23 protein-coding genes are annotated in these 25,084 nt (G+C 68.6%); 10 read left to right on the forward strand and 13 right to left on the reverse strand.

Annotated elements, in window-relative coordinates:
• The first annotated feature begins 6 nt into the window (after positions 1-6).
• The 7 genes from C8K36_RS17725 to C8K36_RS17755 all read left to right on the forward strand — a co-directional run bounded on the left by C8K36_RS17725 (position 7) and on the right by C8K36_RS17755 (position 7,744).
• Positions 7-918 (forward strand): PaaI family thioesterase, encoded by a 912-nt coding sequence (locus tag C8K36_RS17725; RefSeq protein ID WP_258195476.1) that lies wholly within the window; start codon positions 7-9, stop codon positions 916-918.
• A 39-nt stretch (positions 919-957) separates the two neighbouring features.
• Entirely contained in the window at positions 958-1,890 is a 933-nt protein-coding gene (locus C8K36_RS17730) for a PaaI family thioesterase (RefSeq protein ID WP_107985842.1), read from the forward strand.
• A gap of 11 nt (positions 1,891-1,901) precedes the next feature.
• Positions 1,902-2,762: an intradiol ring-cleavage dioxygenase gene (locus C8K36_RS17735; protein WP_107985843.1), complete on the forward strand. Its 861-nt coding sequence runs from the start codon at positions 1,902-1,904 to the stop codon at positions 2,760-2,762.
• Between the two features lie 99 nt (positions 2,763-2,861).
• Positions 2,862-3,863, forward strand: coding sequence for a protocatechuate dioxygenase (locus C8K36_RS17740; protein ID WP_107985844.1), 1,002 nt, complete (start codon positions 2,862-2,864; stop codon positions 3,861-3,863).
• Positions 3,864-3,900: 37 nt separating this feature from the next.
• Positions 3,901-4,071, forward strand: coding sequence for a DUF559 domain-containing protein (locus C8K36_RS17745; protein ID WP_420910907.1), 171 nt, complete (start codon positions 3,901-3,903; stop codon positions 4,069-4,071).
• 74 nt (positions 4,072-4,145) lie between these two features.
• A complete protein-coding gene (locus C8K36_RS17750) occupies positions 4,146-6,104 on the forward strand; it encodes a M13 family metallopeptidase (RefSeq protein ID WP_107985845.1) in 1,959 nt (652 codons plus the stop codon).
• Between the two features lie 173 nt (positions 6,105-6,277).
• Positions 6,278-7,744 (forward strand): APC family permease, encoded by a 1,467-nt coding sequence (locus C8K36_RS17755; protein WP_107986045.1) that lies wholly within the window; start codon positions 6,278-6,280, stop codon positions 7,742-7,744.
• Positions 7,745-7,762: 18 nt separating this feature from the next.
• On the opposite strand, the gene C8K36_RS17760 is transcribed toward C8K36_RS17755, so the two are convergent.
• Positions 7,763-8,089 (reverse strand): YnfA family protein, encoded by a 327-nt coding sequence (locus tag C8K36_RS17760; RefSeq protein WP_107985846.1) that lies wholly within the window; start codon positions 8,087-8,089, stop codon positions 7,763-7,765.
• A 120-nt stretch (positions 8,090-8,209) separates the two neighbouring features.
• Between C8K36_RS17760 and C8K36_RS17765 the strand changes: the two genes are divergently transcribed.
• Positions 8,210-8,710, forward strand: a complete 501-nt coding sequence (locus tag C8K36_RS17765; RefSeq protein ID WP_107985847.1) for a hypothetical protein — start codon at positions 8,210-8,212, stop codon at positions 8,708-8,710.
• On the opposite strand, the gene C8K36_RS17770 is transcribed toward C8K36_RS17765, so the two are convergent.
• From C8K36_RS17770 to C8K36_RS17815, 10 genes are all read right to left on the reverse strand, one after another.
• Positions 8,673-9,671: a L,D-transpeptidase gene (locus tag C8K36_RS17770; RefSeq protein WP_107985848.1), complete on the reverse strand. Its 999-nt coding sequence runs from the start codon at positions 9,669-9,671 to the stop codon at positions 8,673-8,675. The genes C8K36_RS17765 and C8K36_RS17770 overlap by 38 nt on opposite strands.
• A gap of 125 nt (positions 9,672-9,796) precedes the next feature.
• Positions 9,797-11,491, reverse strand: a complete 1,695-nt coding sequence (locus C8K36_RS17775) for an FAD-dependent oxidoreductase (RefSeq protein WP_181319622.1) — start codon at positions 11,489-11,491, stop codon at positions 9,797-9,799.
• A 118-nt stretch (positions 11,492-11,609) separates the two neighbouring features.
• The gene (locus tag C8K36_RS17780; protein WP_107985850.1) at positions 11,610-11,816 is read right to left on the reverse strand and encodes a dodecin; all 207 of its coding nucleotides are present in this window, start codon (positions 11,814-11,816) and stop codon (positions 11,610-11,612) included.
• A gap of 13 nt (positions 11,817-11,829) precedes the next feature.
• A complete protein-coding gene (locus C8K36_RS17785) occupies positions 11,830-12,978 on the reverse strand; it encodes a serine hydrolase domain-containing protein (protein ID WP_107986046.1) in 1,149 nt (382 codons plus the stop codon).
• Positions 12,979-13,222: 244 nt separating this feature from the next.
• Positions 13,223-14,269: a DNA polymerase domain-containing protein gene (locus C8K36_RS17790; protein ID WP_107985851.1), complete on the reverse strand. Its 1,047-nt coding sequence runs from the start codon at positions 14,267-14,269 to the stop codon at positions 13,223-13,225.
• A 3-nt stretch (positions 14,270-14,272) separates the two neighbouring features.
• Positions 14,273-15,346 (reverse strand): ATP-dependent DNA ligase, encoded by a 1,074-nt coding sequence (locus C8K36_RS17795; RefSeq protein ID WP_107986047.1) that lies wholly within the window; start codon positions 15,344-15,346, stop codon positions 14,273-14,275.
• An 82-nt stretch (positions 15,347-15,428) separates the two neighbouring features.
• Positions 15,429-15,956 (reverse strand): OsmC family protein, encoded by a 528-nt coding sequence (locus C8K36_RS17800; RefSeq protein WP_107985852.1) that lies wholly within the window; start codon positions 15,954-15,956, stop codon positions 15,429-15,431.
• 196 nt (positions 15,957-16,152) lie between these two features.
• Entirely contained in the window at positions 16,153-17,313 is a 1,161-nt protein-coding gene (locus C8K36_RS17805; RefSeq protein WP_107985853.1) for a magnesium and cobalt transport protein CorA, read from the reverse strand.
• A gap of 244 nt (positions 17,314-17,557) precedes the next feature.
• A complete protein-coding gene (locus C8K36_RS17810) occupies positions 17,558-18,085 on the reverse strand; it encodes a gamma carbonic anhydrase family protein (RefSeq protein ID WP_107985854.1) in 528 nt (175 codons plus the stop codon).
• A 42-nt stretch (positions 18,086-18,127) separates the two neighbouring features.
• Positions 18,128-18,835: a FadR/GntR family transcriptional regulator gene (locus C8K36_RS17815; RefSeq protein WP_107985855.1), complete on the reverse strand. Its 708-nt coding sequence runs from the start codon at positions 18,833-18,835 to the stop codon at positions 18,128-18,130.
• Between the two features lie 73 nt (positions 18,836-18,908).
• On the opposite strand from C8K36_RS17815, the gene C8K36_RS17820 reads away from it, so the two are divergent.
• On the forward strand, positions 18,909-20,231 hold the full coding sequence (locus C8K36_RS17820; protein ID WP_107985856.1) for an MFS transporter: 1,323 nt from the start codon (positions 18,909-18,911) through the stop codon (positions 20,229-20,231).
• Here the strand turns inward: C8K36_RS17820 and C8K36_RS17825 are convergent.
• Positions 20,221-21,072: a helix-turn-helix transcriptional regulator gene (locus tag C8K36_RS17825; RefSeq protein ID WP_107985857.1), complete on the reverse strand. Its 852-nt coding sequence runs from the start codon at positions 21,070-21,072 to the stop codon at positions 20,221-20,223. The two genes, C8K36_RS17820 and C8K36_RS17825, sit on opposite strands and share 11 nt — an antisense overlap.
• A gap of 148 nt (positions 21,073-21,220) precedes the next feature.
• Between C8K36_RS17825 and C8K36_RS17830 the strand changes: the two genes are divergently transcribed.
• A complete protein-coding gene (locus C8K36_RS17830; protein ID WP_107985858.1) occupies positions 21,221-22,825 on the forward strand; it encodes a long-chain-fatty-acid--CoA ligase in 1,605 nt (534 codons plus the stop codon).
• A gap of 48 nt (positions 22,826-22,873) precedes the next feature.
• Here the strand turns inward: C8K36_RS17830 and C8K36_RS17835 are convergent, their stop codons facing one another.
• Positions 22,874-25,075, reverse strand: a complete 2,202-nt coding sequence (locus tag C8K36_RS17835; protein ID WP_107985859.1) for an acyl-CoA dehydrogenase — start codon at positions 25,073-25,075, stop codon at positions 22,874-22,876.
• Positions 25,076-25,084: the final 9 nt, after the last annotated feature.

Below are 25,084 nucleotides of genomic sequence, written 5' to 3' on the forward strand. Positions count from 1 at the left end.
GACGGTATGACTTCGGTATCGGTCGCGCCCCGCGGCATCGACCCGCTCAACATCGTGATGGGTGTGCGCACCCTCGCGATGAATGCGGCGGGTGCCCGCTTCGAACAGTCCGTCGGCCCGCGGTTTCACGACCACCGCGGGCTGACGACGCTCGGTTCCGTCGGCGTCGTCGCCGACGACGCGGTCGCCGGGGCGTTCTATGCGGGCGTGCCGACGGGCAGTCGCACTGTGGTCTCACAACTCGTCGTGACCGCCGCCGCGCCGCTGCCCCGAACCGGTCTCGTCACCGCGTCGGCGTCGATGACGCACCTCGATCTCGCTGCGGGCACCGGCGTCACGAGCGGTGAGGTCCATGATCCGGACGGTGGGATCGCCGCACTTCTACGGGCCCGGAGCTTCGTCGTCACCCGGGCGTCTCAGGCCGAACTGCACTACGGACCGGCCGCGGATCTGGCTGTCCCGGAGCCCGAGACGACCACGCCACACGACGAACTCGCGGCGCTTCCGGGTCTGGCGATCGTCGAGGCGATCGCGGCCGGGACCGTGCGGCGCGGACCGCTCGCCGGGCTGGTGGACCTGAGCGTCGACGCGGCGGCCCGGGGTGCAGTCACCGCGCTGATGACGCCGCAGACATGGATGAGCAACGAGATCGGCACCGTGCAGGGCGGCGTCCTGCTGTCGGTCGCCGACCTCGCCGCCGGACTCGTCGCGCAGACCCTCACCGAACCGGGTGGCTCGTTCCACACCCTCGACGCGCACCTCGACCTCGTCCGCTCGCCCGCCGTCGACGGGCCACCGATCGTGGTGGAGGCCGAGGTCGTACGGGCCGGACGCCGCCTCGCTCTGATCGAGACGCGTCTGTCGAGCGCGGACGGTGGACTGCTCGTGTCCGCACGGGCCAGCGTGCAACTGGGATAGCGGTTCGTTGGCCGCGGGCGGTGGTGGTACACAGGTCGGATGACCGCGACAGCCTCGGACGCCCAGGCCCCCAGCTCTGCACCCGAGCGACTCGACCGTCTCAATCTGCTGATGGGGGTGGAGGCCCGGGAGGTGCGCCCCGGACACCTCGTGCTCGCGCAGGAGGTCGGCCCCCGATTCCACGACCATCGCGGACACACGATCCTCGGCTCCGTCGGCGTGCTCGCGGACGCCTGCCCCGGCGGTTCGCTGGGTAACTCGATCCCTGCCGGCGTCGGCATGGTGCTGTCGCAGATGTCGGCGACGCTGGCCGCGCCGATGCCGGCCCACGGCGTCGTCGTCTCGACCGGCGACGCCACCTACCTCGACATCGACGCCGGGATGGGTCTTGCGTCCGGCGCGATGCAGGACGGTGACGGCCACACGGTCGCTGTCCTACAGTCGCGCGGTGTCCTGGTCACACGACCGCGCGCCAACGCCGACACCGTGCTGAGTGGCCAGCGCCTGCCCGTACCGGCGTCCGAGTCGGGCGCGGCCCCCGACGAACTGGCCGGACGCGCAGGTCTCGACATCGTCGACGGCCTCGCATCCGAGCAGATCGCCCGCGGCCCGCTCGCCGGGATGCTCGACCTGCGCCTGGTGGACGTCGAACGCGGTTCGCTGACCGCGACGTTCGCGCCGCGGGACTGGATGAGCAACCCGCTCGGCTCGATCCAGGGCGGCATCCTGATCACGGCAGCCGACCTCGTGAACGGCCTCGTCGCACAGACGCTCACCGCCGTCGACCAGCAGTACCGGATCCTGGACCTGCGCATCGACTTCGTCCGCTCCCCCGCCACTGACGGCCCCGACATCCGCGCCGAGGCCGAGGTGGTCCGCGCCGGACGCCGCGTCGCGCTCATCGAATCGAGTCTGTTCGACAACTCCGGGCAGGTCCTCGTCCGGGCGGCCGCGAGCGCGCAGTTGCTCTGAGAAGAGACAGCATGAATCGCGACGTGGAACTGAGCCGGCTGCGCATCAGCAGACGTCGGGCGCTGGCGCTGGGTGGCACCGTCAGCCTGAGTGCTCTGCTCGCGGCATGCGGCGGTAACCCCGACACCACCGCGACCACCACGGTGCCCACGACCGCGGTCCCGAGCGACATCGATCCGCGACTGCTCGCACTGCTCGACGGGGCTCCGCGCTGCGTGATGGCGGTCGAGGAGACGCAGGGCCCGTACTGGTTCGACGTCGACTCGATCCGGCGCGACATCCGCGAGGACCGGCCGGGACTCGAGGTGGCCCTGGCGCTGCGCGTGCAGGACGTGCGGAACTGCAGCCCTGACGGCGCCGTACCCGGCATCGCGAACGCGGTCGTCGAGATCTGGCACTGCGACGCGGGCGGTGTGTACTCCGGCTACGAGGCCGACTCGGTCGCGGCGAACAGCGGAGCGCCGTCCACCGGCAGCCCCTCGTCGATCATCACGATGTCCGACGGCTCGTACAGCCTCGACGACGGCCAGATCCCCACCACCGACGACGGCACCTACCTGCGCGGCGCCCAGACCACCGACGCCAACGGCATTGCCCAGTTCACGACGATCTTCCCCGGCTGGTATACCGGCCGCACCGTGCACATCCATCTCAAGGTGCACATCGATCGCCGGACCGTGCTCACCACGCAGTTGTACGTCGACGACACGCTCAGCGACGACGTCTTCGCGACCGTCTCCCCCTACACCGCCCATCCCGGCCGCGACACCCGCAACGACAGCGACGTCATCTTCCACGACACCGGACTGCTGGCGACCGCGCGGGAACCGGGCCGGATCCTGGCCGCGATCAATCTGACCATCGACGCCTGACTTCCGGTTCACAGGTAACTCCCAGCCGACGTCCAGGTCCGCGCCAGTTCGCTCGCCCACGATGGTTCTCGAATCACTTGCTGCGAGGAAGGATGTCGCGTGAACAAAGACGTAGAGCTGAGCCGGCTGCGGATCAGCCGACGGCGGGCGCTCGCGCTCGGCGGAACCGTCAGCCTGACCGGACTGCTCGCGGCGTGCAGCGGTGGCGGTAGTTCTTCGACGGCGACCACCACGCCGACAATCACATCGGCGGCGGCCGCCTCCTCGGCAGGCGCGGCCGGGACCGTCGACGAGCAGTTGCTCGCCCTGCTCGACCAGGCGCCACGGTGCGTCATGGCCGTCGAGGAGACGCAGGGGCCGTACTGGTTCGACGTCGACTCCATCCGCAGCGACATCCGCGAGGACCGGCCGGGTCTCGAACTGAATCTGGCCATGCGCGTGCAGGATCTGACGAACTGCAGCGCCGACGGCAGCGCGGGCGCCGTCGCGAACGCGGTCGTCGAGATCTGGCACTGCGACGCGGGCGGCGTGTACTCGGGCTTCGAGTCCGGCTCCGCCGCCGCCAACCAAGGCGGCGGCATGGGCGGTCAGCCGCCGCAGGGCGGGATGGGTCAGCCGCCGCAGGGCGGGATGGGCGGTCCTCCGCCCGGCGGCACGCCTCCCGAGGGCGGCATGGGTGGTCCCGGCGGCGGGGCTCCCGGCGGGATGGGCGGCTCGGGTGAGACGTCGGACGGCTCGTACAGCGTCGGCGACCAGGAGGCGACCACTACCGACGACGGCACCTACCTGCGCGGCGCCCAGACCACCGACGCCAACGGCATCGTGCGGTTCACGACGATCTTCCCCGGCTGGTACACCGGCCGCACCGTGCACATCCACCTCAAGGTGCACGTCGACAAGAAGACCGTCCTCACCACGCAGTTGTTCTTCGACGATGCCCTGAGCGACGAGATCTTCTCCACCGTCTCGCCGTACTCCGACCACACCGGCCGAGACACCCGCAACGACAACGACAACATCTTCGACGCGACCGGCCTCATGGTGACGTCGCGGCAGTCGGACCGCATGCTGGCCGCGATCAACCTCGGCATCGACGCCTGACGCCTGACTCCTGCTGATCCTGAAGGATTTCCGACGCCTGGCGGACGGCTGGGCGTGGCACCGCGACGTCGAACGGTTCAATCGCGACACGGAACGGCAGAACGTCAACGCGGGCTGGCACGTCCTCCGATTCACGTGGCACCACCTGCGCAACGATCCCGAGAGCGTGCTCACGCAGATCCGTCAGGCACTCGCGCGCCGATCTTGAAGGATTCCCTTCGGCCTGCGAGAGGAATCCTTCAGGATCGGCCGTCTCAGTCGACGCGGTGTAAAGATGGAGCGATGACGACTGCGCAGCATTCCGGCATCGACCTCAGCCATCTGGACGCGGGCACGCGCCCACAGGACGACTTGTTCGTGCATGTCAACGGCAAGTGGCTGGACGGGTACGAGATCCCGGCCGACCGTGCGGTGGACGGCGCGTTCCGCACGCTGTACGACAAGGCCGAGGAGGACGTAAAGACGCTCATCCAGGAGGCGTCCGAGTCCGGCGCGGCGCCCGGCACGGACGCCCAGAAGATCGGCGACCTGTACTCGAGCTTCATGGACGCCGACGCCGTCGAGGCGGCGGGCCTCACCCCGATCGCCGAGGAACTGTCGGCCGTCGCGAACGCCGCAGACCTGAGCGAGCTGGCCGGGATCGTCGGTCGCCTGCAGCGCACCGGCGTCGGCGGCGCGATCGGACAGTACGTCGACACCGACGCCAAGAACTCGGCGCGCTACCTGGTGCACTTCACGCAGTCCGGCATCGGCCTGCCCGACGAGTCGTACTACCGCGAGGACAACTACGCCGAGGTCCGGGACGCGTACCTGGCGCACATCCGAAAGATGTTCGAGCTGGCCGGGATCGACTACGACGCGCAGCGCGTGTTCGATCTCGAGACCGCGATCGCGGCCGGCCACTGGGACGTCGTCAAGCGTCGCGACGCGGAGCTGAGCTACAACCTGGTGACGCTGGACGACCTGCAGTCGCAGTACGGCGGATTCGACTGGACCGCCTGGATTTCCGGCCTCGAAGCTACGCCGGAGCAGCTCGCCGAGATCGTGGTGCGCCAACCCGGTTTCGTCGAGTCGTTCGCCGAGCTGTGGACGTCGCGTCCCATCGAGGACTGGAAGGCGTGGGCCACGTGGCGGATCCTGCATTCGCGGGCCGCGTTCCTCACGGAGGCGATCGTCGCCGAGGACTTCGCGTTCTACGGCAAGACCCTCAGCGGCACGCAGGAGAATCGCGAGCGGTGGAAGCGCGGCGTCTCGCTGGTGCAGGACCTGCTCGGCGAGGCCGTCGGCAAGCAGTACGTCGAGCGGCACTTCCCGCCCCACTCCAAGGCGCGCATGCAGGAACTGGTCGCGAACCTGCAGGAGGCGTACCGCCGCAACATCTCCGATCTCGAGTGGATGAGTCCGAAGACCCGCCGAGCCGCGCTCGCGAAGCTCGAGAAGTTCACTCCCAAGATCGGCTACCCCGACAAGTGGCGCGACTACTCGGCCGTCGAGATCGACCCGGCAGACGTGGTGGGCAACTACCGCAGTGGCTACGCCGCCGAGCACGACCGCGACATCGCGAAGCTGGGCGGACCGGTCGACCGTGACGAGTGGTTCATGACGCCGCAGACGGTCAATGCCTATTACAACCCGGGCATGAACGAAATCGTCTTCCCCGCAGCGATTCTGCAGCCGCCGTTCTTCGATCCGGAGGCCGACGACGCCGCCAACTACGGTGGTATCGGCGCGGTCATCGGCCACGAGATCGGCCACGGCTTCGACGACCAGGGCGCCAAGTACGACGGCGACGGCAACATGGTCGACTGGTGGACCGACGACGACCGCACCGAGTTCGGCAAGCGCACCAAGGCACTCATCGAGCAGTACAACGACTTCGAGCCCAAGGACCTGCCCGGGCACCACGTCAACGGTGAGTTCACGATCGGCGAGAACATCGGCGATCTGGGCGGCCTGTCGATCGCGCTCGAGGCATACCGCATCGCCACCGAGGGCACCGAGGCACCGGTGCTCGACGAACTGACCGGCCTGCAGCGCGTGTTCTTCGGCTGGGCGCAGGTATGGCGGACCAAGGCGCGCAAGGAAGAAGCAATCCGACGCCTCGCCGTCGACCCGCACTCGCCGCCGGAGTTCCGCTGCAATGGCGTGATCCGCAACCTCGACAGCTTCCACGACGCGTTCGGGGTCGAGCCGGGTGACGCCCTGTATCTGGAGCCGGACAAGCGCGTCAAGATCTGGTAGTTCCGACGTGGGCGGGTCGCCGGTCCTGTGACCGGCGACCCGCCCTTCTCGTGGACACCGAGGAACTTAGGGAACCGAACCAACGCTGACACGCCCGTCCATCCGGGGCACGATGAGAGCCGACCAGTTTCGCTCCGATCCCGCAGTGCCCGACGGGAGATGAGGTGACCACGGTGGCGGAGATTCCCTCGGATTCCGAGACCCCGTCGGAGTCCGTCGAACACAGTGGATACCACCAGGAGCTCAAGCGGACACTCGGCTCATTCCAGGTGTTCGCGATCTCGTTCGCATTCATCTCGGTCGCGGTCGGCATCTTCGGCACCTACGACGACGTGCTCCAGAATGCCGGCCCGGTCGGGATCTGGCTGTGGGTCGTGGTTGCGGTCGGGCAGGTCCTGGTGGCGCTCGTGTACGCGCAGTTCGCGGCCCGCATCCCGCTCAGCGGCTCCACCTATCAGTGGGCGTCACGGCTGGCCGACCCGAAGATCGGTTGGGGGTTCGGCTGGCTCACCGTCTGCTACCTGTCGTTCGGCGTCGTCGCTGTCGACAATGCGCTGGCGAGCCAGGCATTCATGCCGCTGTTCGGCATGGCGGAGGACGAGGGCACCGCGCGGCTGATCACGCTCGCGATGGTGCTCGCGCAGGCCCTGCTCGTCGTGTTCTCGACGCGCATCGTCGCGATGATCAACGCGAGCGCGGTGGGGCTCGAACTGGTCATCGTCCTGGTGTTGGCGATCGCGCTCGTCGTAGCCGTGGCGGTCTCCGGCAACGGGTCGGTCGACAATCTCGCCTCCCGCGGCGTCACCGCGAACGCACCCGACTACTTCGCCGTCGGCGGCGGGCTCATGGGCGCGATGATCATGGGCCTGGCCACGCTCGTCGGCTTCGACGCTGCGGCGAACCTCGCCGAGGAGGCCAAGGATCCCTTCCGCAGCGTGCCGCGCGCGATCGTGGGATCGGTCGTCGCGGCCTCGCTACTGGGGCTGGTGTTCCTGGTCGCGCTCACCGTCGCGATCGACGACATCCCCCGGATCAGCGAGAGCGCCTCGCCGGTCGCGGAGATCATGCGCGATCAGCTCGGCCCGGTCGTGGAACGAATACTGCTGATCGCGATCACATTTGCGTTCTTCGGCGCCGGGATGGTGACGATGGCCGCGTGCTCGCGCATCGTGTTCGCGATGGCCCGCGACTCACGCTTTCCCGCATCCGGGGTGATGCGGCAGATCAACGCGAAGACCCGGACCCCGGTCCCGGCGACGATCCTGATCTGCGTCGTCGCGGTCGTGCTGATGCTCGCGCTACCGGGTGCCGCCCTGCTGAAGCTGATCGTGGCGGGGACGGTCCTCACGGTGATCGTGTACGGCGGCACGATCATTCTCTATCTCGCGGTGCGCGGCCGGTTGGACCGCAGGGAGGGCGCGTTCAATCTCGGCCGCTTCGAGCTGCCAGTGGCGATCGGCGCGCTGGTGTGGATGGTCGTCGTGTTGTTCGTGGTCGTGTCCCCCGCCGAGGCGCGTGTGCCCGTCGCGATGGTGGCCGGCCTGATTCTCGCCGGCGGGGTGTACTTCCTGTGGCTCGTGAAGTTCCGCCGCGAGGTGCTCGACACCGAGCCCGGCGACCTGAGCGTCTACCAGCATTGACCACAGGCCCCGAACCCTCTAGCGCGCATACATGATCACGCCGACACCACACAGACAGAGGGCGGCACCGATGATGTCGTAGCGGTCGGGTCGGAAGCCGTCCATGACCACCGCCCACAGCAGTGAACCCGCCACGAAGATCCCGCCGTACGCGGCGAGGATGCGTCCGAAGTTCGCGTCGGGCTGCATCGTCGCAACCAGGCCGTAGATGCCGAGGGCGATCATGCCGGCGCCGACCCACAACCAGCCCCGCTGCTCGCGCACGCCCTGCCACACCAGCCAGGCGCCGCCGATCTCGAACAGCGCGGCCAGGACGAACAGCAGGATCGAACGCGTCACGGTCATGGCAGGGATTATGCGCGAGATTCTCCCGCCCGAGATCTTGCGAGGTGCTGTCCGGCCGGGAAGATTGTCCGGTAGTCGTGAATACCTGAAATCTCCCGTACCGGTTGGGAGTATGGACCGATGGATGCGATTCCTCCCGAACAACCGGTGCGGCACGGTGATCGGGACCGGCCCGGCCACAACTCCGGTTGGTGGGTTGTGGTGTCGGTGATCGCCGCCGCTACCGCGGGTGTTGTCGCGGTGCTGGTTCCCCCGTCCACGGCGGCCGTGGTGGTGGGCATGACGATGATGGCGGTGGGGGCGGGCCTCGTCCTTGCCGGACAGCGTCGAATGTATCGAGAGAACCGCGGCGAGCAGCTTCCATGGTTGGGGTCACCACCGAACAGTCCGCGGCGTTGGGACTGCCTGCAGGGCACCGGCGGACCGATGCTGATGTTCGGGACGCTGCCGGTGGCGCGCACGCTCGAATCCGTGCCGATCCTGGCACTTCCCTTCGGAATCACCGCCGCGTTCGTGGTCATCACGGCTCTGACACAGATCCTGCACAACCGCGGTGCGGTCGGTGCGCTGCCGGAACGTCAGATCAGCGGTTCCAGTCCCCCAGCCCGTCGGCGCCGCTGAGGATGCCGCCGGCAGTGTTCTGGACGACCACCGGGTCGCCCTTCTTGGCGTTCTCGAAGAACCACCGGCCGTCCTCGGTGCTCACGTTGAGGCAGCCGTGGCTGACATTGCTGTAGCCCTGCTGCGCCACGGACCACGGTGCGGCGTGAACGAAGATGCCGCTGTAGGAGATTCGCGTCGCATACTCGACGTACGTGCGGTAGCCCTCGGGGGCGTCGATCGGCACACCGTACGTGGACGAGTCCATGTACATGTCGCGGAACTTCTCGCCCACGATGTAGGTGCCGTTGGGGGTCTCGTATCCGGGCTTGCCGAGCGAGGTCGGCATGGTCTTGACGACCTCGCCGTTGCGGGTGATGGTGATCTGCTTGGTGTTGTCGTCAGCGACGGTCACGAGCGCGTCGCCGATCGAGAACGTGGAGTGCGAGTCACCGGCATCGACGGTCACCTGAATGTTGCCGGGCCAGAACTGGTTCGGCTTCCAACGGACCTGCTTGTCATTGATCCAGTAGAAGTGGCCCTCGACCGGCGGATCGGTGGTGACGCGGATGGCACGCTCGGCGACGGCGCGGTCACCGATGGCCTCGTTGAAGCGGATGATGATCGGCTGCGCGATGCCCACGACCTCGCCGGGCGCCGGGTTCAGCGACGGCGCCGAGAAGTTCGCCGGACCGATCGGCGGTGGGGCTGTCACGACCAGCCCGGGCGGCAGGAAGGCCTGCACCTCGCGCGGTAGTTCGAATCCCGGCGGCAGCACCAGCGGCGGCGTGGGGATCTGTGGCAGCTCGAACGTGGGGAGCTGGACGCCGGGGATCTCCGCGCTACCGGGAAACAGTGGCGCGGCCTGCGCGGGGCCGACGAGAACGGTGCCGGCTGCAGTGGCACCGACGACGACTGCCGCCGCGCGGGCGAACCACCGCCGGCGCCTCGAACCACGTCCTGCGATCGACTGCCCGGTCATGTGCGTTCCCCCCTCGCTCGACGACACCTGCCACGGGCGGCGCCGCCAAGGGCGGGCGCCCGGTACGCCCTATTCAGCCATACCGGACGCGCGTCCCACAACCGACCCGCCGCGAGCTACTGCACTCAGCCGGCCTCGCCGCGTGCGGCCTCGAGCATCGCCGCGATGTCGACGATCTTGGTGCGCGAGCGCCCGCTCTCGGCGCCGAGCGCGCGTTCCTTCTTGTCGATGCGCTGCCATCCCTGGAAGTCGACGACGTCGGGCTGGCGCTCCCCGATGATGCGGCCGAGATCCTCGCGCTCGCTGCCCGGCTGGGGCAGCATTCCGTCGGAGAAGTCGGACAGCAGCAGATCCACGGTGGCGGCGGAGCAGTGCTTGTTGGTGCCGATGACGCCGGTGGGGCCGCGCTTGATCCAACCCGCGACGTACACGCCAGGAACGGGCTTGCCGGTCTCCGGATCGATGACGCGACCGTTCTCGTTGGGGACCACACCGCGGCGCTCGTCGAACGGTAGATCGGCGATCGGCAGGCCCTTGTAGCCGATCGACCGCAGCACCAGGCCGGTCGCGAGGGTCTCGACACGGTCGGTAGGGCGGGCGCTCAGCTTCGTCGGGTTCTCGGGGTCGTCGGCGACCAGCTCATTGCGCACCAGGCGGATGTTCTCGACCCGATCGTCGCCGGTGATCTCCTCGGGCGATGCGAGGAAGCGCAGCACGATCCGCTTGCGGCCGTCCGTGGTGGTCCGCTTCGCGAACTCCTCGGCCTGACGCACCTTGAGCTTCTCGGACGCCTCCGAGTCGGGGCCGTCGACCCACGCGCGGCTGGCCGCATCCAGGACGACCTCGTCGGGGTCGACGACGATGTCCACGTCGGCCATCTGCCCGAGCGCGATCAGTTCGGGGTTGGTGTAGGCGGCCTGCGCCGGTCCACGGCGGCCGACGATGACGACCTCGCGGATATTGCTGTGGCGCAGCGCCTCGACGGCATGCTCCGCCATGTCGGTCTTCGCCAGTTCGTCGGGATCGGTCACGAGGACGCGGGCGACGTCGAGGGCGACGTTGCCGTTGCCGACGATCACGGCGCGCTCACCCGAGAGGTCGAACGCGTGGTTCGCGTAGTCGGGGTGGCCGTTGTACCAGGCGACGAACTCCGTGGCGGCGTGCGATCCGGACAGGTCCTCACCCGGCACGCCGAGGCGACGGTCGCTGGCAGCGCCCACCGCGTAGATGACGGCATGGTGGTGCTCGAGAAGCTCCTCGTGGCTGACGTGCTGACCCACCTCGACGTTGAAGTGGCACTGCACCGAACGCTTACCGAGGGCCGAGCGGAACACGTCCGCGACGCCCTTGGTGCCCGGATGGTCGGGGGCGACGCCGGCGCGCACCAGTCCGTACGGCGTGGGCAGACGGTCGAACATGTCGACCTCGACGCGCGGACGGGAGGTGAGTTCCATCGCGGCGTAGCAGGCCGACGGGCCGGACCCCACGATCGCGACGCGCAGTGTCCCCAGATCGGCGCTCAGCTTGCGCGGCGAGGCCAGTTCGGGCCATTCCGGTCCGATCGGATGCTTCTCGTAGTACGCGGCGTTGATCTCGGGGTACATCGAGTGCGCCTCGCTGAGTTCGTTCTCACCGAAGATCGCGTCTACCGGGCATTCGTCGACGCACGCGCCGCAGTCGATGCACGTCTGCGGGTCGATGTAGAGCATCTCCGTAGTGGCGAACTCGGGCTCGTCCGGCGTCGGATGGATACAGTTGACGGGACAGACGTCCACGCATGATGCATCGTTGCAGCATGCCTGCGTAATCACATAAGCCACAGTTCTTCCCTACCTGTGCGTACCCGACCGAGACTGGCGTTCTCGCTCAGACTATAACGTGTTTCAGTTTCGATCGAGGTTCCGTTGCGTCGGAACGTGATCGGTCGAGCCCCAGCAATCACTCGAGCCGGAAGCCGACCTTCAACGTCACCTGAGTATGGGCGACGGCCCCTGCCTCGATGTGACCGCGGGTCTCGATCACCTCGAACCATTCCAGGTTGCGCATCGTCGCGTTCGCCCTGCTGACCGCATTGGCGATCGCGTCGTCGATTCCCTTGCTCGACGAACCGACGATCTCGATCACCCGATAGACGTGGTCGCTCATCCGAAGACCTCCCTCACGTACGCATGATCGCCTGCGCCTCGGCGCCGAGCCTCGCCAACCGCAGGTCACCGAGCGCGGTGACCGCGTTGCCGAGTCGGTTGGTGACGAACGCCAGCGCCAGGCCCGTCTCCGGGTCGGCGTATGCGCCCGATCCGCCCACTCCGTAGTGCCCGAGCCCGCGCGTCGGCTGGACGCGGCTGGCCAGCAGCGGGGGGTGATAACCAAGGCGCCACCCGAGCTTGACGCCCAGCACGTAGTCGCGGTCCCGGGTCTGTACGGCGCCCATCTGCTCCACCGTCTCGGGCTGCAGGAACCGGGTGCCGTCGATGACGCCGCCGTTCGCGATCGCGGCGTACATCCGGCCCAGCGAGCGGGCGCTGAACACGCCGTTCCATCCGGGCATGACGGCGTCGTGCACGGCCGGATTGCGGACGAGTTCGTCGAAGCCGTCGGGCATCGCGGCCTCCGCCAGCCCCCGCAGCGGGCCGGCGTACGACAGGACCGACGAGGTCAGACGCCAGTCGAGTCCGCCGGGGTTGATGTGCGGGAACAGCTTCGCGATCCGCCGCCGCTGGTCCTGCGGCACGCGGTACCAGAACTCGTCCAGTCCGAGCGGCTGCGCGATCTCCTCACGGACCAGTTCGGTGAACGGCTTGCCGGTTGCGCGCGCCAGGGTCTCGGCGACGAGCCAGCCGTAGGTGACGGCGTGGTAGCCGGGTCCGCGCAGCCGACGAGGATCCGGGGCCGCGGCGGCGAGCGCCTCGATGACGGACTCGTAGTCGAGGAGTCCCGTTCGGCCGGCCACCAGTCCGCGCACCTTGTGCAGACCGGCGCGGTGCGTCAGGACGTCGCGGATGGTGATCTCGTGCTTGCCGGCGGCGCCGAACTCGGGCCAGTAGGTGGCCACGGGGGCGTCGTAGTCGACGATGCCGCGCTCGGCCAGGCGGTGCGTGACGGTGCTCGCGACGCCCTTGCCCGTCGAGAACGACAGCGACACGGTGTCCCGGTCCCAGCGTCGGTCCCGGTCGGCGTACCCGGCCCAGACGTCGAGCACCTTCTCGCCGTGCACGTACGCGACCAGGGCTCCGCCCCCGTTGTTCGGTTGGCGGTACATCGAGAAGAAGCGGTCCGCGAGCGGCAGGAACCGCGGATGCACCAGCATCTCGGTACGTGCCTGCGCTGCGGCCGGGGCGGCAGCGGGCACCTGTTCGAGCGGGGGCCGTCCGGGGGCGACCGCCGCCGTCCGCGGCGCACTGCCGCGCTCCACATGGATCGCCATCGCGACCTCCGATCCGCTCCTCACACCATTGTGATTGGCGCAGCCTAAGGGCGAAAGGGGCCGGTGCGGAGTGAAACAGACATTCGAGAAAAGTCTGACCGGCAATGGACCTGGTCAAGCGACCGAATCAGTCTTTCTTCAGATCTCGGTCCCGGCTCGGCTGCACTCGTTTGGGCTCGCCCGGCATCTTCGGATGGTTCGGCGGATACGGCAGATCCCCCAGCCCGTCGGCCAGGTCCCGCTCGGCCATCTCGAGCAGCCCCTCGAGCGAATGCGCGACGTCGTCGAGCGTCGCCATCGGGTCTCCGCGGCCGGCGAGTAGTGCCGGAACGGTCGCGATGGTGAAGTCGTCGGGCTCGATCGACGCGAGTTCCGCCCAGGTCACCGGAGTCGAAACCGTCGCGATCGGGGTGTTACGGGCCGAGTACGCCGACGCGATGGTCTTGTCGCGCGCGTTCTGGTTGAAGTCGAGGAAGATGCGCTTGCCCCGTTCCTCCTTCCACCAGTGAGTGGTGGCCCGGTCGCCGCTGCGCCGCTCGATCTCCCGGCACAGCGCGATACCGGCGCGGCGCACCTCGACGAAATCCCAGCGCGGCTCGATCCGGATGTAGACGTGCAGGCCGCGACCGCCCGACGTCTTGGGGAACCCGATGAGGCCCAGTTCGTCGAGCAGCGGTTGCATGACGTCGAGCGCGACGCGGCGGGCGTCGTCGAAGTCGGTGCCGGGCTGCGGGTCGAAGTCGATCCGCAACTCGTCCGGGTGCTCGACGTCGGGGCAGCGCACCGCCCACGGATGGAATGTGACGGTGCCGAGGTTGGCGGCCCACACGATGTCGGCGGCGCTGCGGACCCGCAGCACGTCCGCGGTGCGCTTCGACGGGAACGTCACCTCGCACGACGCGACGTGTTCGGGCCGCTTGGCCGGCACCCGCTTCTGGTAGATCTCCTCGCCCTCGACACCGTCCGGGTACCGCTGCAGGTGGGTGGGCCGGTCGTGCAGTGCCCGCAAGAGTTCACCGCCGGTCGCGACCTGGAGGTAGTACTCGACGAGGTGGCGTTTGGTGCCGCCCTCGGGGCCCAGCCGCGGGTAGTAGATCTTGTCGGGATTCGACAGCCGGACGGCCACGCCGTCGACGTCGAGTTCCTCCGCCGGAGAACGCTTGGTGGCCGCCATGGTTCAGCTCTCTCCTGTGAGTACGTCTGCGAGGTCGTAGCGCAGCGGGACCTCGAGTTGCTCGAACGTGCACGACTCCGGGGCCCGGTCCGGGCGCCACCGCAGGAACCGCGCGGCGTGCCGGAACCGTACCCCGGCCTGGCTTCCGCGCTCTCCGAGTCCGCCCTCCATCTGGTCGTAGGCGACCTCGAGGACCCGTTCGGGACGCAGCGGCACCCAACTGCGGTCGGCGCTCGACCGCCACCGGGTGGCCTCTCCCTCGGCGACGACGTCGTCACCCACCCGCAGCGGTTCGAGTTCGGCGAGCAGTTCGACGCGGCGCTTGGCGGTGAATGCCGAAGCGCCCCCGACCATGTGCAGTTCGCCACCGTCGTACAGCCCCAGCAGGATCGAGCCGATGCCCGGCTGACTCTTGTGCGGTCGGTAGCCGATCGCCACGACATCCGCGGTACGAGAGTGCTTGACCTTCACCATCTCCCGCTTGTTCGGCAGATAATGACCGTCGAGTCGTTTGGCAACGACACCGTCGAGCCCGGCGCCCTCGAAGGTCTCGAACCAACGCTCGGCCACCTCGGCATCGAGCGTCGCGGCGGTGACGTGACAGCGGATCCCGCCGCCGACGGCCCCCAACAGCGCCTCCCGGCGTTCCGCGAAGGCACGCTTCGTGAAGTCGTCGTCGCCGAGCGCCAACAGATCGAAACCGATGAACTGCGCCGGGGTCTCGGCGGCGAGCAGGCGCACCCGGCTGTCCGCCGGATGGATCCGCTCGGACAGCGAACCCCAGTCCAGCCGGGTGCGGCCACCGATCTCGCGCGGCACCACCAGTTCACCGTCGACGACGCACCGCGGCGGCAGTTCCTCCCGCACCGCGTCCACCATCTCGGGAAAGTACCGGGCCAGGTCCTTGCCGCCACGCGAACCGAGGACGACATCGTCGCCGTCGCGGAACACGATGGCACGGAATCCGTCCCATTTCGGTTCGTACGACCACACGGGTTCACCGGCGGGTTGCTCGGGCACTCCCGATGCGGCCTTGGCCAGCATCGGTTGCAGGGGCGGCGCGATCGGGAGATCCACGGGGTCCATAGTGACACCCGTTCGCCGTCTGCGCGCTGGTTCGGCGCTGCTCACCGGTGCGATGAGCAGCGCCGACAGTCGATCAGCCGTTCGCCGCAGGCGTTTCGAGTACCGAGACGACCGGCGTGGGATTGCGCGTCAGGTCCAGCACCGGGCAGTGCGCCTCGGCTGCCGCGTGCAGTTCCAGGTAGCGCTCACGCGATTCCGGGCCGTCGATCGTCACGACGACACGAACCTCACCGAACCCCGGACGGACGGCGTCTTCGAAACCGAAGAAGCCGCGGACGTCCAGGTCGCCTTCGGCGCGCGCCTTGATGTCGTCGACCCGGATTCCGAGGCGCTCGGCCCAGAACCGGTACGTCACCACATGGCAGGACAGCAGCGACGCCAGGTAGTACTCCACCGGGTTGGGCGCGGAGTTGTCACCGCCGAGGGCCGGCGGCTCGTCGACCTCCACCGAGTACTTGCCCAGCGAGACGGTGCTGGCGACGGCGTCGTGCGCCCGGGCTTTCGCCCGGAACACGACGTGAGCCTTGGATACGTCGTCCGCGACCGCGTCGGCGGTGGCGGCCACGATGGCGGACAGATGTGAAACGGAAGCTGTGGTCATGCGAGAACCTGTCGTGAGCGTGCGGATTCCGGGCGCCCGAGAGCACCCGGCGAAGGGTCGTCGGGGTCGGTCAGGACCGACGACAACCGGACGTGCACACCAGCGCGAAATCGACGTGGCGACGCCGCGTCAGCAGCCTCCCGAGGTCGATCGTGCGCAGTCCCGTCACAGCCGAGACTGTAACGCGCCGAACGCGCTACAACCAGCCGCGTTTCTTGAAGATCGTGTAGAGCCCGGCGCAGGTCAGGAACATCAGCATCAGTGCCAACGGATAGCCGCCCACCCATTGCAGTTCCGGCATGTGCTCGAAGTTCATGCCGTACACGGTGCCGATCAAGGTGGGCGCGAACAGGATCGCCGCCCAGGAGGAGACCTTCTTGATTTCCTCGTTCTGCGCGTAGCTGGCCTGCGTCAGGTTGCGCATCTCCTCGTTCTGCGCCTGCGAGACCAGGGTGGCGTTGAGGGCGAGGATGCTGCCGAGCAGTTCCCGGAAGCCGTCGACCCGCTCGACCACCGTCGTCGCGTGGTCGGTGACGTCGCGCAGGTAGCGCTGCAGTTCCTCGTCGGTGTTGTACTTGTCGAAGCCCGCGGACAGCGCGCGCAGCATCCCGAGGAGCGGCTTGGTGGCGCGCTGGAACTCGACGACCTCACGCGAGAGTTCGTAGATGCGCCGCGACACCATCGGGTCGCCGCTGAACACCTCGGTCTCGATCTCGTCGATGTCGTTCTGCAATCCCGCGACGACGGGCGCGTACCCGTCGACGACGGCGTCGAGGATCGCGTACAGCACGGCCTCGGGGCCCAGCTCGAGCAGTTCGGGGTCGCTCTCCATCCGCTCGCGCACGTTCGACAGGTCGGGCGACTCGCTGTGCCGGACGGTGAGCACGAAGGTGGGACCGCAGAAGATGTGCAGCTCGCCGAAGTCGACGGACTCCGACTCGTCGAGGTAGCGCGCGGCACGCAGCACGACGAACAGCGTGTCGCCGTAGCGCTCGAGCTTGGGGCGCTGATGCGCGGCGATCGCGTCCTCGACCGCCAGCTCGTGAAGATCGAACTGCTCTGCCGCAGCGTGCAGTTGGGTATCCGACGGACGGTAGAGACCGATCCACGCCATCGACGACGCGTCAGGCAGGCTCGCGAGAGCCTCCGCCAGGGTCTCGGGCGAGGCGATGCGCCGGCCGTCGCGGTACACCGCACTGTTGACGACGCTGGGCTCCACCACACCGTCCTGCGGCGACGCGGGCACGGGCTGCCCCGGATGGCGAGGGGCCATCGAATGCTCGGGCGAGACGACGTCGTCGGCGGTGCCGGCGGCACGGCGAGGAAGGATCGAGCGGATCGGACGCATTTCACGCATACGAATACGGCTTTCGGGAAGGCCCGCAGCGGCACCGTCTGTCACGGTGGACGCGGACACCAGTCGAACGCCACCCCCGATGAGGATGGCGCGGAATTGTCCTGTTTCAGCTGGTACTCGGAGGTTGGCTACTCATGACTAGCCCCACCTCCTCTTCCTCGAAGCCCCCGACCGTGCGCGGGCAGGGAGTCGATCCGAACGTCGACACCCTACTCCCGCATCTACTCGGGCGACAACCGGACGGTCAGTCGATGCGTTCCATTTCCGACCGATAGCGCGCCGCGTTCGCGACGTAGGTGGCGGCCCCGCGCCGGATTCCTTCCGCGAATATTTCCGGATTCGGATGCGGCACAACAGATGCCGGCGCGCCCAGCGCCCGCGACCGCGGCGGCACGACCGTCCCCTCGGTGAGCAGTGCGGCCGCGCCGACGAGGCTGCCTGTGCCCACCACCACTCGCTGCAGGCTCGTGGACATCGATCCGATCAGGCACCCGTCCTCGACGATCGCCCCCTCGAGATGGGCGTTGTGCCCCACCACACATTCCGCACCGACGATCGTCGGCCACTCGCGGGAGGTGTGGAGCACGGTGCCGTCCTGGATCGAGGTGCGGGCCCCGACGCGAATCGTCCCGTAGTCGGCCCGCAGCACCGCCGACGGCCAGATCGACGCCTCGGCACCGATCGTGACGGCGCCCACGACGACCGCATCGGGATGCACGAACGCGGCCGGGTGGATGTCGGGAACCAGCTCACCGAGTCGGTAGATTGCCACGTGGAAAACGCCTTTCGGACAAGAGATGTACTTCCGGAACTTCTACCCGGCGTGCGCCTTGCCATCGGCATCGGCCCGGCGTTCGTGCACCCCGGCAACGAACAGGTCCAGGTGACCACACGTGCCGCGCATCGCCAGCGACTCGTCGCCCCGCACGATCCCGTCGACGACGTTCCGGTGGTACCCGGCCCCGAGTTCCGGTTCGTGAACACCCTCGGTGAAGTCGTACGTGGCTCGCAGCGGCTCCGAGAGGCCGGCAAACAGTTCGTCGAGAACCGGGTTGTGGGCTGCAGCGACGACCGCGACATGGAACGCGAGATCGGCGTCGGCGAACGCCGCGCCGTCGCCGCTGCGGCCGGTCTCGTTCCGCAGATCGAGAGCCTCTCGCAGACGTCGTATGTCGTCCTCGGTGCGGCGGATACACGCGAGTCGGACCGCCTCGAGTTCGAGCGCCCGGCGGACCTCGTAGACGTGGAGCATCTCCGAGACGGCGACCTGCCGGGTCAGGAGTCCACCGATGTCGGTGCGCGCGCAGACGTACGTCCCGTCCCCGCGTCGGATCTCCAGGATCCCGGTGGAGGTGAGGCACTTGATCGCTTCACGCAAGGTGTTGCGTCCCACGCCGAGCAGCTCGGCCAGTTCGGGTTCGGTGGGAATGCGTTCGCCGATCGACCAGTCTCCCGACGCGATCCGGGCGCGCATCCAGTCCAGCGCCTGCTGGTAAGCCGATTCCCTCTGCACAACCGTCACGAGTTCATCCTCACACGAGCCTCTGCCCCACCGTCGTCGAGAATACATAGGACGTCCTACGTAGGATGTATTCGTGCCGCCGACGACCTTCCGATCACAGACGACCCCGACGACCGCGACGACCCCGACGACCGCGACGACCGCGACCGCCCACCCTTCCGGCACGCGCTGGCCGGCACGCCACTTCCACGGCGTCGGGTACGTGCTCGCAATCCTCCTGGTCGGCGCAAACATGCCGACCGCGCTGTACGGCATCTACCGCGAGGACTTCGGATTCAGCCCCGTCACGCAGACGGTGATCTTCGCGATCTACGCGGCGGCACTGGTGCCCGCACTCTTCCTCTTCGGCCCACTGTCGGACCGAGTGGGTCGCCGACCGGTTCTGGCGACAGCCCTCGTAGCGGGCCTCGCCGGGGTGGCCGTGCTCGTCGTGGCCGACGCGACCGCCTGGTTGATCGTCGGGCGGGTCCTCCAGGGACTGTCGGTCGGAGCCTGCTCGGCCGCCGGTGCCGCGGCGCTCCTGGACCACGTTCCGATGGGCAATCCCGTGCGCGCCGCCCGCGCTGCGACGGCGAGCACGGCGGCCGGCGCGGCGCTCGGCCCACTCCTCGCCGGCGCTATCGCCGAGTACCTGCCCCACCCGACGGCACTTCCGTACATATTCTTCGCAGTGGCCCTCGTCCCGGGCGTCGTCGCGCTCGTCCTGCTTCCCGAACAGTCGGCGCCCCGACGCCGTGGACCGAGTGACGGCACCCCGCGCCGCCTCTTCGAGATCCCCCGCCTGCCGCGCGAGATCCGCTCGGTGTTCGTCCGGGCGACACTTCCCGCCGCGATCGCCTGGGCCACGGTGGGCCTGTTCCAGTCGGTGGTTCCGTCGTGGATCGCGCAACTGCTCGGGATGTCGAACCTGCTGATCGGCGCCGCGGCCGCGGCCCTGGTGATGTCCTGCTCGGTGGCTGCCCAGCTGAGCATGCGGGGCCTCGACCCCCTGGTGGCACAGCGCATCGGGACCGTCCTCATGTTCGCCGGGATGGTGGGCCTGTTCGTCGTCGATCGGTTCCCGAGCCTGCCGCTGTTGATCGTGGTGTCGATCGTCGTGGGGATGGGGCACGGCCTCGCCTTCGCCGGCGGCATGCAGCGGGTGAGCGCGGTCGTCGCGACGCGCGCCCGCGAGTCCAGCGGTGCGGTCCTCGCCGCGTTCTTCACGTTCACCTACGTCGGGCTCGGTGTGCCGGCCGTCGCGGCGGGGCTGCTGGTCACCTATCAGGGCATGTCCGCCGCGGTTGCCGAGTTCTCCGTCGCTGCGGCGATCGTGAGCCTGATCGCGCTGGCGCTGAACATGATCCGACGATCCGATGGCGTGGAGTCACCCGGGGCCGACAGCGCTAGGGAATGAGTCCCTGCCGCCGCGCGACCACGACGGCCTCGTGCCGGCTGCGCACCTCGAGCTTCGACATGATGTTGCGCATGTAGCTCTTGACGGTGTCCAGGCGCAGCCCCAACCGCTCGGCGATCTCCGCGTTGCGGCAGCCGAGTGCGACGTGGACGAGCACCTCGAATTCGCGCGGCGAGAGCACCACGTCGCCGGGCCGAGACTCACCGGCGGTGAGCCCGCGCAGTTTCTCCTCGACGGCCTGGACCTCGGCGCTGAGCGCGGCGTCGTCGAGTCGGTCTGCAATGGTCCGCAGCGTCAGATAGGCCTCGGTGATGCCCTCGGACAGCTTCGGGTCACGGAACGCGACGGGCACGGTGCGGGAGTTCTCGATCATTTCGAGCCGCCGGTCCACCTCGTCCCGGATCTCGATCTCCCGCGCGAGCTTGTGCGCCGACCGCATCACCGTCTCGGCGGTCACGTCGCCGATCGGGAGGTTGGCCCGCAGCCCTCCGTACACCGCGGCACGGGTGCTCCCGCGCACTACGACCGGTGCCGCGAACAGGGACTCGATCCCCTCGCTTGCCACCTCGTGGTCGTAGTCGTGCGTGATGTGCCGGGAGTGGGCGTAGTCCTGGACCGCGCCGGGCCGCTGCTCGGCCATGACTCGACCACCCAGTCCGCATTCGGTGTCGATCACGAGATCGCGGAGCATCGGGCCGCGGGTGCCGACGAACCCCGACAACCTCAGACTCGGCCCGTCGACCATGCCCCCGAACAGCACCGGCAGCGTCGTGCTGGTGCGCAGATACCGCAGTTCGGCGCGGATCGCGTCCTCGTCACTCGGTCTCAGGGTCTCGGTCATCTGTTCGTTCGGCGCGTTCTCGGTCGATAGGGGGCCGGGCCTCACGTCGAGTACCCACTTCAGAGGGTAGCGGCCACGGAACCCGCGCCCATAGCGTCGCCCCGGCGGTCTGTAACGCCCGTCACCTGTCGCCACCCCGGAGGTACCCGTGTCCGAACTGTCCGCTTCGGCGAACCACACCCCGCTCAGTCCGCTGCGCTTCCTGGACCGCTCGGCCACGGTCTTCCCGAACAAGACCGCGATCGTCCACGGAGACCGGAGCTACACGTATCGAGAGTTCGCCGACGAGGCCGAACGGCTTGCCCGCGTGCTGCGGGCCCGGATCGAGCCGGGCGACCGCATCGCCTACCTGTGCCCCAACACCCCCGAAATGCTGATCGCGCACTTCGCGGTGCCGCTCGCCGGCGGCGTGCTGGTGGCCCTCAACTCCCGTCTCGCCGGCGCCGAACTCGAGTACATCCTCGACCACGCGGGCGTGAAGATCCTCTTCGTGGACTCCGAGCTGGTGGGCTCGGTGAGCACCGCGCGGGAGAACGTCGGCAGCATTGCGGAGATCGTCGAGATACCGGACTCGACGGTCCCGCGCCCCGACGTCCCCGCCGGTGTTGCGACGGCACAGTACGACGAGTTCCTGAACAGGCGTGACGGCCTCACCGACCAGCCGCTCGTGTGGGGAGTCGAGGACGAGCAGCAGGTCATCTCGATCAACTACACGTCCGGCACGACGGGCAAGCCCAAGGGCGTCATGTACACCCACCGAGGCGCGTACCTGAACTCGCTGGGCGTGACGTTCCACAACGGGTTCGACGGCAACACCAAGTACCTGTGGACGCTGCCGATGTTCCACTGCAATGGATGGTGCACGCCGTGGGCCGTCACGCAGGCCGCCGCCACCCACGTGTGTCTGCGCGCGGTGCGGGCCGACGCGATCTGGGACGCGATCGACGACCTCGGCATCACGAATCTGTGTGGGGCGCCGGCCGTGTGCACCACGATCGCCGGAGCCGATCGCGCCCATCCGGTGCAGTCGCTGCGCATCACCAACGGTGGCGCACCCCCGGCGCCGACGACCATCGCCCAACTCGAGGCGCTCGGCATGACCTTCGTGCACGTGTACGGGCTCACCGAGGTGTACGGGCCGTACACGATCTGCGAGTTGCAGGACGAGTGGAAAAACTGCACTCCTGCCGAGCGAGCCGCGCTCACCTCCCGCCAGGGCGTCGGCATGGTGCAGGCCGAGAACGCCCGCATCGTCGACGAGAACATGGTCGACGTGCCGGCGGACGGAGAGACGATGGGCGAGATCGTGCTGCGCGGCAACAACGTGATGCTCGGCTACTACCGCGACCCCGACGCCACCGCGGAGGCGTTCGCGGGCGGCTGGTTCCATACCGGCGACCTGGGGGTGATGCACCCAGACGGCTACATCCAGCTCAAGGACCGCGCCAAGGACATCGTCATCTCGGGCGGCGAGAACATCTCGACCGTCGAGGTGGAGCAGGCGATCATGTCGCATCCGGCCGTGCTCGACGTCGCGGTTGTCGGTGTGCCGCACGAGAAGTGGGGTGAGCGACCCAAGGCATTCGTGATCCTGAAGAAGGACGCCGCAGCCGATGCCGCGGACATCATCGAACACACCCGCGGACTCATCGCGCGCTTCAAGGTGCCGGAGGAGATCGTGTTCCCGCTCGAACTGCCGCGCACCCCCACCGGCAAGGTACTCAAGTTCGAACTGCGCAACGCGCACAGCTGACGTGAGCGGTGGCCTGCGGACCGGATCCGCAGGCCACCACCGCACCGTTCAGTCCCGGGGCAACCCGAGCATGCGTTCGGCGATCACGTTGAGCTGCACCTCGGTGGTGCCGCCGTAGATCGTCGTCGCGCGACCGGCGATGAGCTGTTCCATCGCCTTGTCGCTGGGCTGCCCCGGCACGGCCACCACGCCGGCCGCGCCCAGCTCGGCCACCACGAACTCCGAGATCGACTGCCCCAGACCCATTCCCAGCAGCTTTCCGACGGACGACGTCGTGCTCACGTCGGCGCCCGACAGTTGCTTCAGCACCACGCGAGAGCCGATCAGATCGATCGTCTGACTCTCGGCGATCAGCTCTCCGAATCGGTGACGGCCCACCGATCCCAGCTCACGACCGTGGACGAAGGCGAGCAGATCCTTGTCGCTCGCGTACGCCTCCATCTTCTGGCTCAGCGCCACCCGCTCGCCGGCCAGCGTGGTGCGGGCAACGTGCCAGCCGTCGTTCACCTCACCCACGACGTTCTCGTCCGGAACGAACACGTCGTCGAGGAACACCTCGTTGAACAGTGCCGATCCGGTCATCTCCCGCAGCGGCCGCACCGTGACGCCCGGCGTGGACATGTCGAGCACGAAGTACGTGATGCCCTCGTGCTTGGGCCGCGCCGGGTCGGTGCGCGCGATGAGCATCGCCCAGTCCGCGAACTGTGCGACAGTGGTCCAGATCTTCTGACCGGTGATCTTCCAGCCGCCATCCACCTTCTCCGCCTTGGTGGTCAGCGACGCCAGGTCGGAGCCCGCACCCGGTTCGGAGAACAGCTGGCACCACACCAGGTCGCCACGCAGGGTGGGTACGGCCAGTTCCTGCTTCTGCTTCTCGGAGCCGTGCGCCACCACGGCCTGCACCGCCCAGCCGCCCATCAGCAACTGTGGCAATGCAATTCCCGCAGACTTCACCTCCTGTGCGATGACGATCTGTTCGAGTGGTCCCGCGCCGCGGCCGTACGGCTTCGGCAGGTGCGGCTGCACCCAGCCCCCGTCGCCCAACGCGATCAACTGGTCGTCCTCGTCGTCGATCCCAGCGATCGGCGCGAGCGCCGCGCGCACCACCCCGCGCAGGTCCTCGGCCTCGGGCGGCAGTTCCAACTCCGACTGCCGGACCACGCCGGCGAGCGCCTGCTCGGCGACGCGCTCCACCCGCTCCTCGCGGGTTCCGAGGACACCGCGGATCGCGAGGGCCCGGCGATAGTACAGGTGGGCGTCGTGCTCCCACGTGAACCCGATCCCGCCGTGCACCTGGATGCAGTCCTGCGCCACCGTCACGGCGGCGTCGGGCACGATGACTGCCGCCACCTCGGCCGCGAAATCGGCTGTCGCGTCGTCGGTATCGAGCGCCGATGCCGCGTCCCAGATCGCGGCCCGCGCCTTCTCCAGCGCGATGCCCATGTGCGCACACTTGTGCTTGACGCCCTGGAACTGTCCGATGGGACGCCCGAACTGGACGCGGGTCTTGGCGTATTCGGCCGCGGCCGCTACACACCACGACAGCACGCCCACCGCTTCGGCGCCGAACACCACCGACACGACGGAACGCACCCGGCGCGCACTCAGCCCGTCCAGGACCCGGTCGGCCCCGACCGTGACCCCGGTGGCCTCGACGCGGGCCGAGCCGCGGAGCACGTCGACGCTGTCCTGCGGCGTGATGGTGACATCGGCACCGTCCACTACGATCCAGCGCACCGTGTCGCCGACGACCGCCGGTAGCAGCAGCACGTCCGCGTGTTCGGCCGAGACCACCGCATCGAGCGACCCCGACAACGCGTAGCCGTCGCCCTCCGGCGTGACGGAGAGGGGGCGCCCGAGAGCGATTGTCGCCGTCCGGGTTCCGTCGAGCAGTCCCGGCAGCACCTCGATTCCGATCTTGGAGTCGGCCGCACCGAGGACGGCCGCCGCGGCGGCCGTCGGCACGAACGGCCCCGGCGCGACCGCTCGCCCGAGCGCCTCGAGCGCCACCGCGAGGGTGAGCAGGCCCGCCCCGTGACCGCCGCGGTCCTCGGGCACCGCCAGCCCCAGCAGATCCTGCCCGGCGAGCGCCGACCAGAACGGTGGGAACCGGTCTTCGGTGCGTGCGTCGACCGCGGCCCGCACCTGTTCGCTCGTGATCGTGCGTTCCGCGAAACTGCGGACCGAATCGGCGAGCGCCACATGCTCGTCGCTCAGCCCCAGTCCGAGTTCGTAGGCGTTGCGTGCCATGCGCGTTCT

This window comes from Rhodococcus sp. OK519, from assembly GCF_003051005.1.
GTDB lineage: Bacteria > Actinomycetota > Actinomycetes > Mycobacteriales > Mycobacteriaceae > Prescottella.

What these genes read in the sequence shown, in the direction of transcription:
- C8K36_RS17765 (WP_107985847.1), top strand. Translation starts at nt 8,210, where the DNA reads ATGGATGCGATTCCTCCCGAACAACCGGTGCGGCACGGTGATCGGGAC.
- C8K36_RS17770 (WP_107985848.1), bottom strand. Translation starts at nt 9,671, where the DNA reads ATGACCGGGCAGTCGATCGCAGGACGTGGTTCGAGGCGCCGGCGGTGG.
- C8K36_RS17800 (WP_107985852.1), bottom strand. Translation starts at nt 15,956, where the DNA reads ATGACCACAGCTTCCGTTTCACATCTGTCCGCCATCGTGGCCGCCACC.
- C8K36_RS17750 (WP_107985845.1), top strand. Translation starts at nt 4,146, where the DNA reads ATGACGACTGCGCAGCATTCCGGCATCGACCTCAGCCATCTGGACGCG.
- C8K36_RS17735 (WP_107985843.1), top strand. Translation starts at nt 1,902, where the DNA reads ATGAATCGCGACGTGGAACTGAGCCGGCTGCGCATCAGCAGACGTCGG.
- C8K36_RS17805 (WP_107985853.1), bottom strand. Translation starts at nt 17,313, where the DNA reads ATGCGTGAAATGCGTCCGATCCGCTCGATCCTTCCTCGCCGTGCCGCC.
- C8K36_RS17760 (WP_107985846.1), bottom strand. Translation starts at nt 8,089, where the DNA reads ATGACCGTGACGCGTTCGATCCTGCTGTTCGTCCTGGCCGCGCTGTTC.
- C8K36_RS17725 (WP_258195476.1), top strand. Translation starts at nt 7, where the DNA reads ATGACTTCGGTATCGGTCGCGCCCCGCGGCATCGACCCGCTCAACATC.
- C8K36_RS17730 (WP_107985842.1), top strand. Translation starts at nt 958, where the DNA reads ATGACCGCGACAGCCTCGGACGCCCAGGCCCCCAGCTCTGCACCCGAG.
- C8K36_RS17780 (WP_107985850.1), bottom strand. Translation starts at nt 11,816, where the DNA reads ATGAGCGACCACGTCTATCGGGTGATCGAGATCGTCGGTTCGTCGAGC.
- C8K36_RS17790 (WP_107985851.1), bottom strand. Translation starts at nt 14,269, where the DNA reads ATGGCGGCCACCAAGCGTTCTCCGGCGGAGGAACTCGACGTCGACGGC.
- C8K36_RS17835 (WP_107985859.1), bottom strand. Translation starts at nt 25,075, where the DNA reads ATGGCACGCAACGCCTACGAACTCGGACTGGGGCTGAGCGACGAGCAT.
- C8K36_RS17785 (WP_107986046.1), bottom strand. Translation starts at nt 12,978, where the DNA reads ATGCTGGTGCATCCGCGGTTCCTGCCGCTCGCGGACCGCTTCTTCTCG.
- C8K36_RS17825 (WP_107985857.1), bottom strand. Translation starts at nt 21,072, where the DNA reads ATGACCGAGACCCTGAGACCGAGTGACGAGGACGCGATCCGCGCCGAA.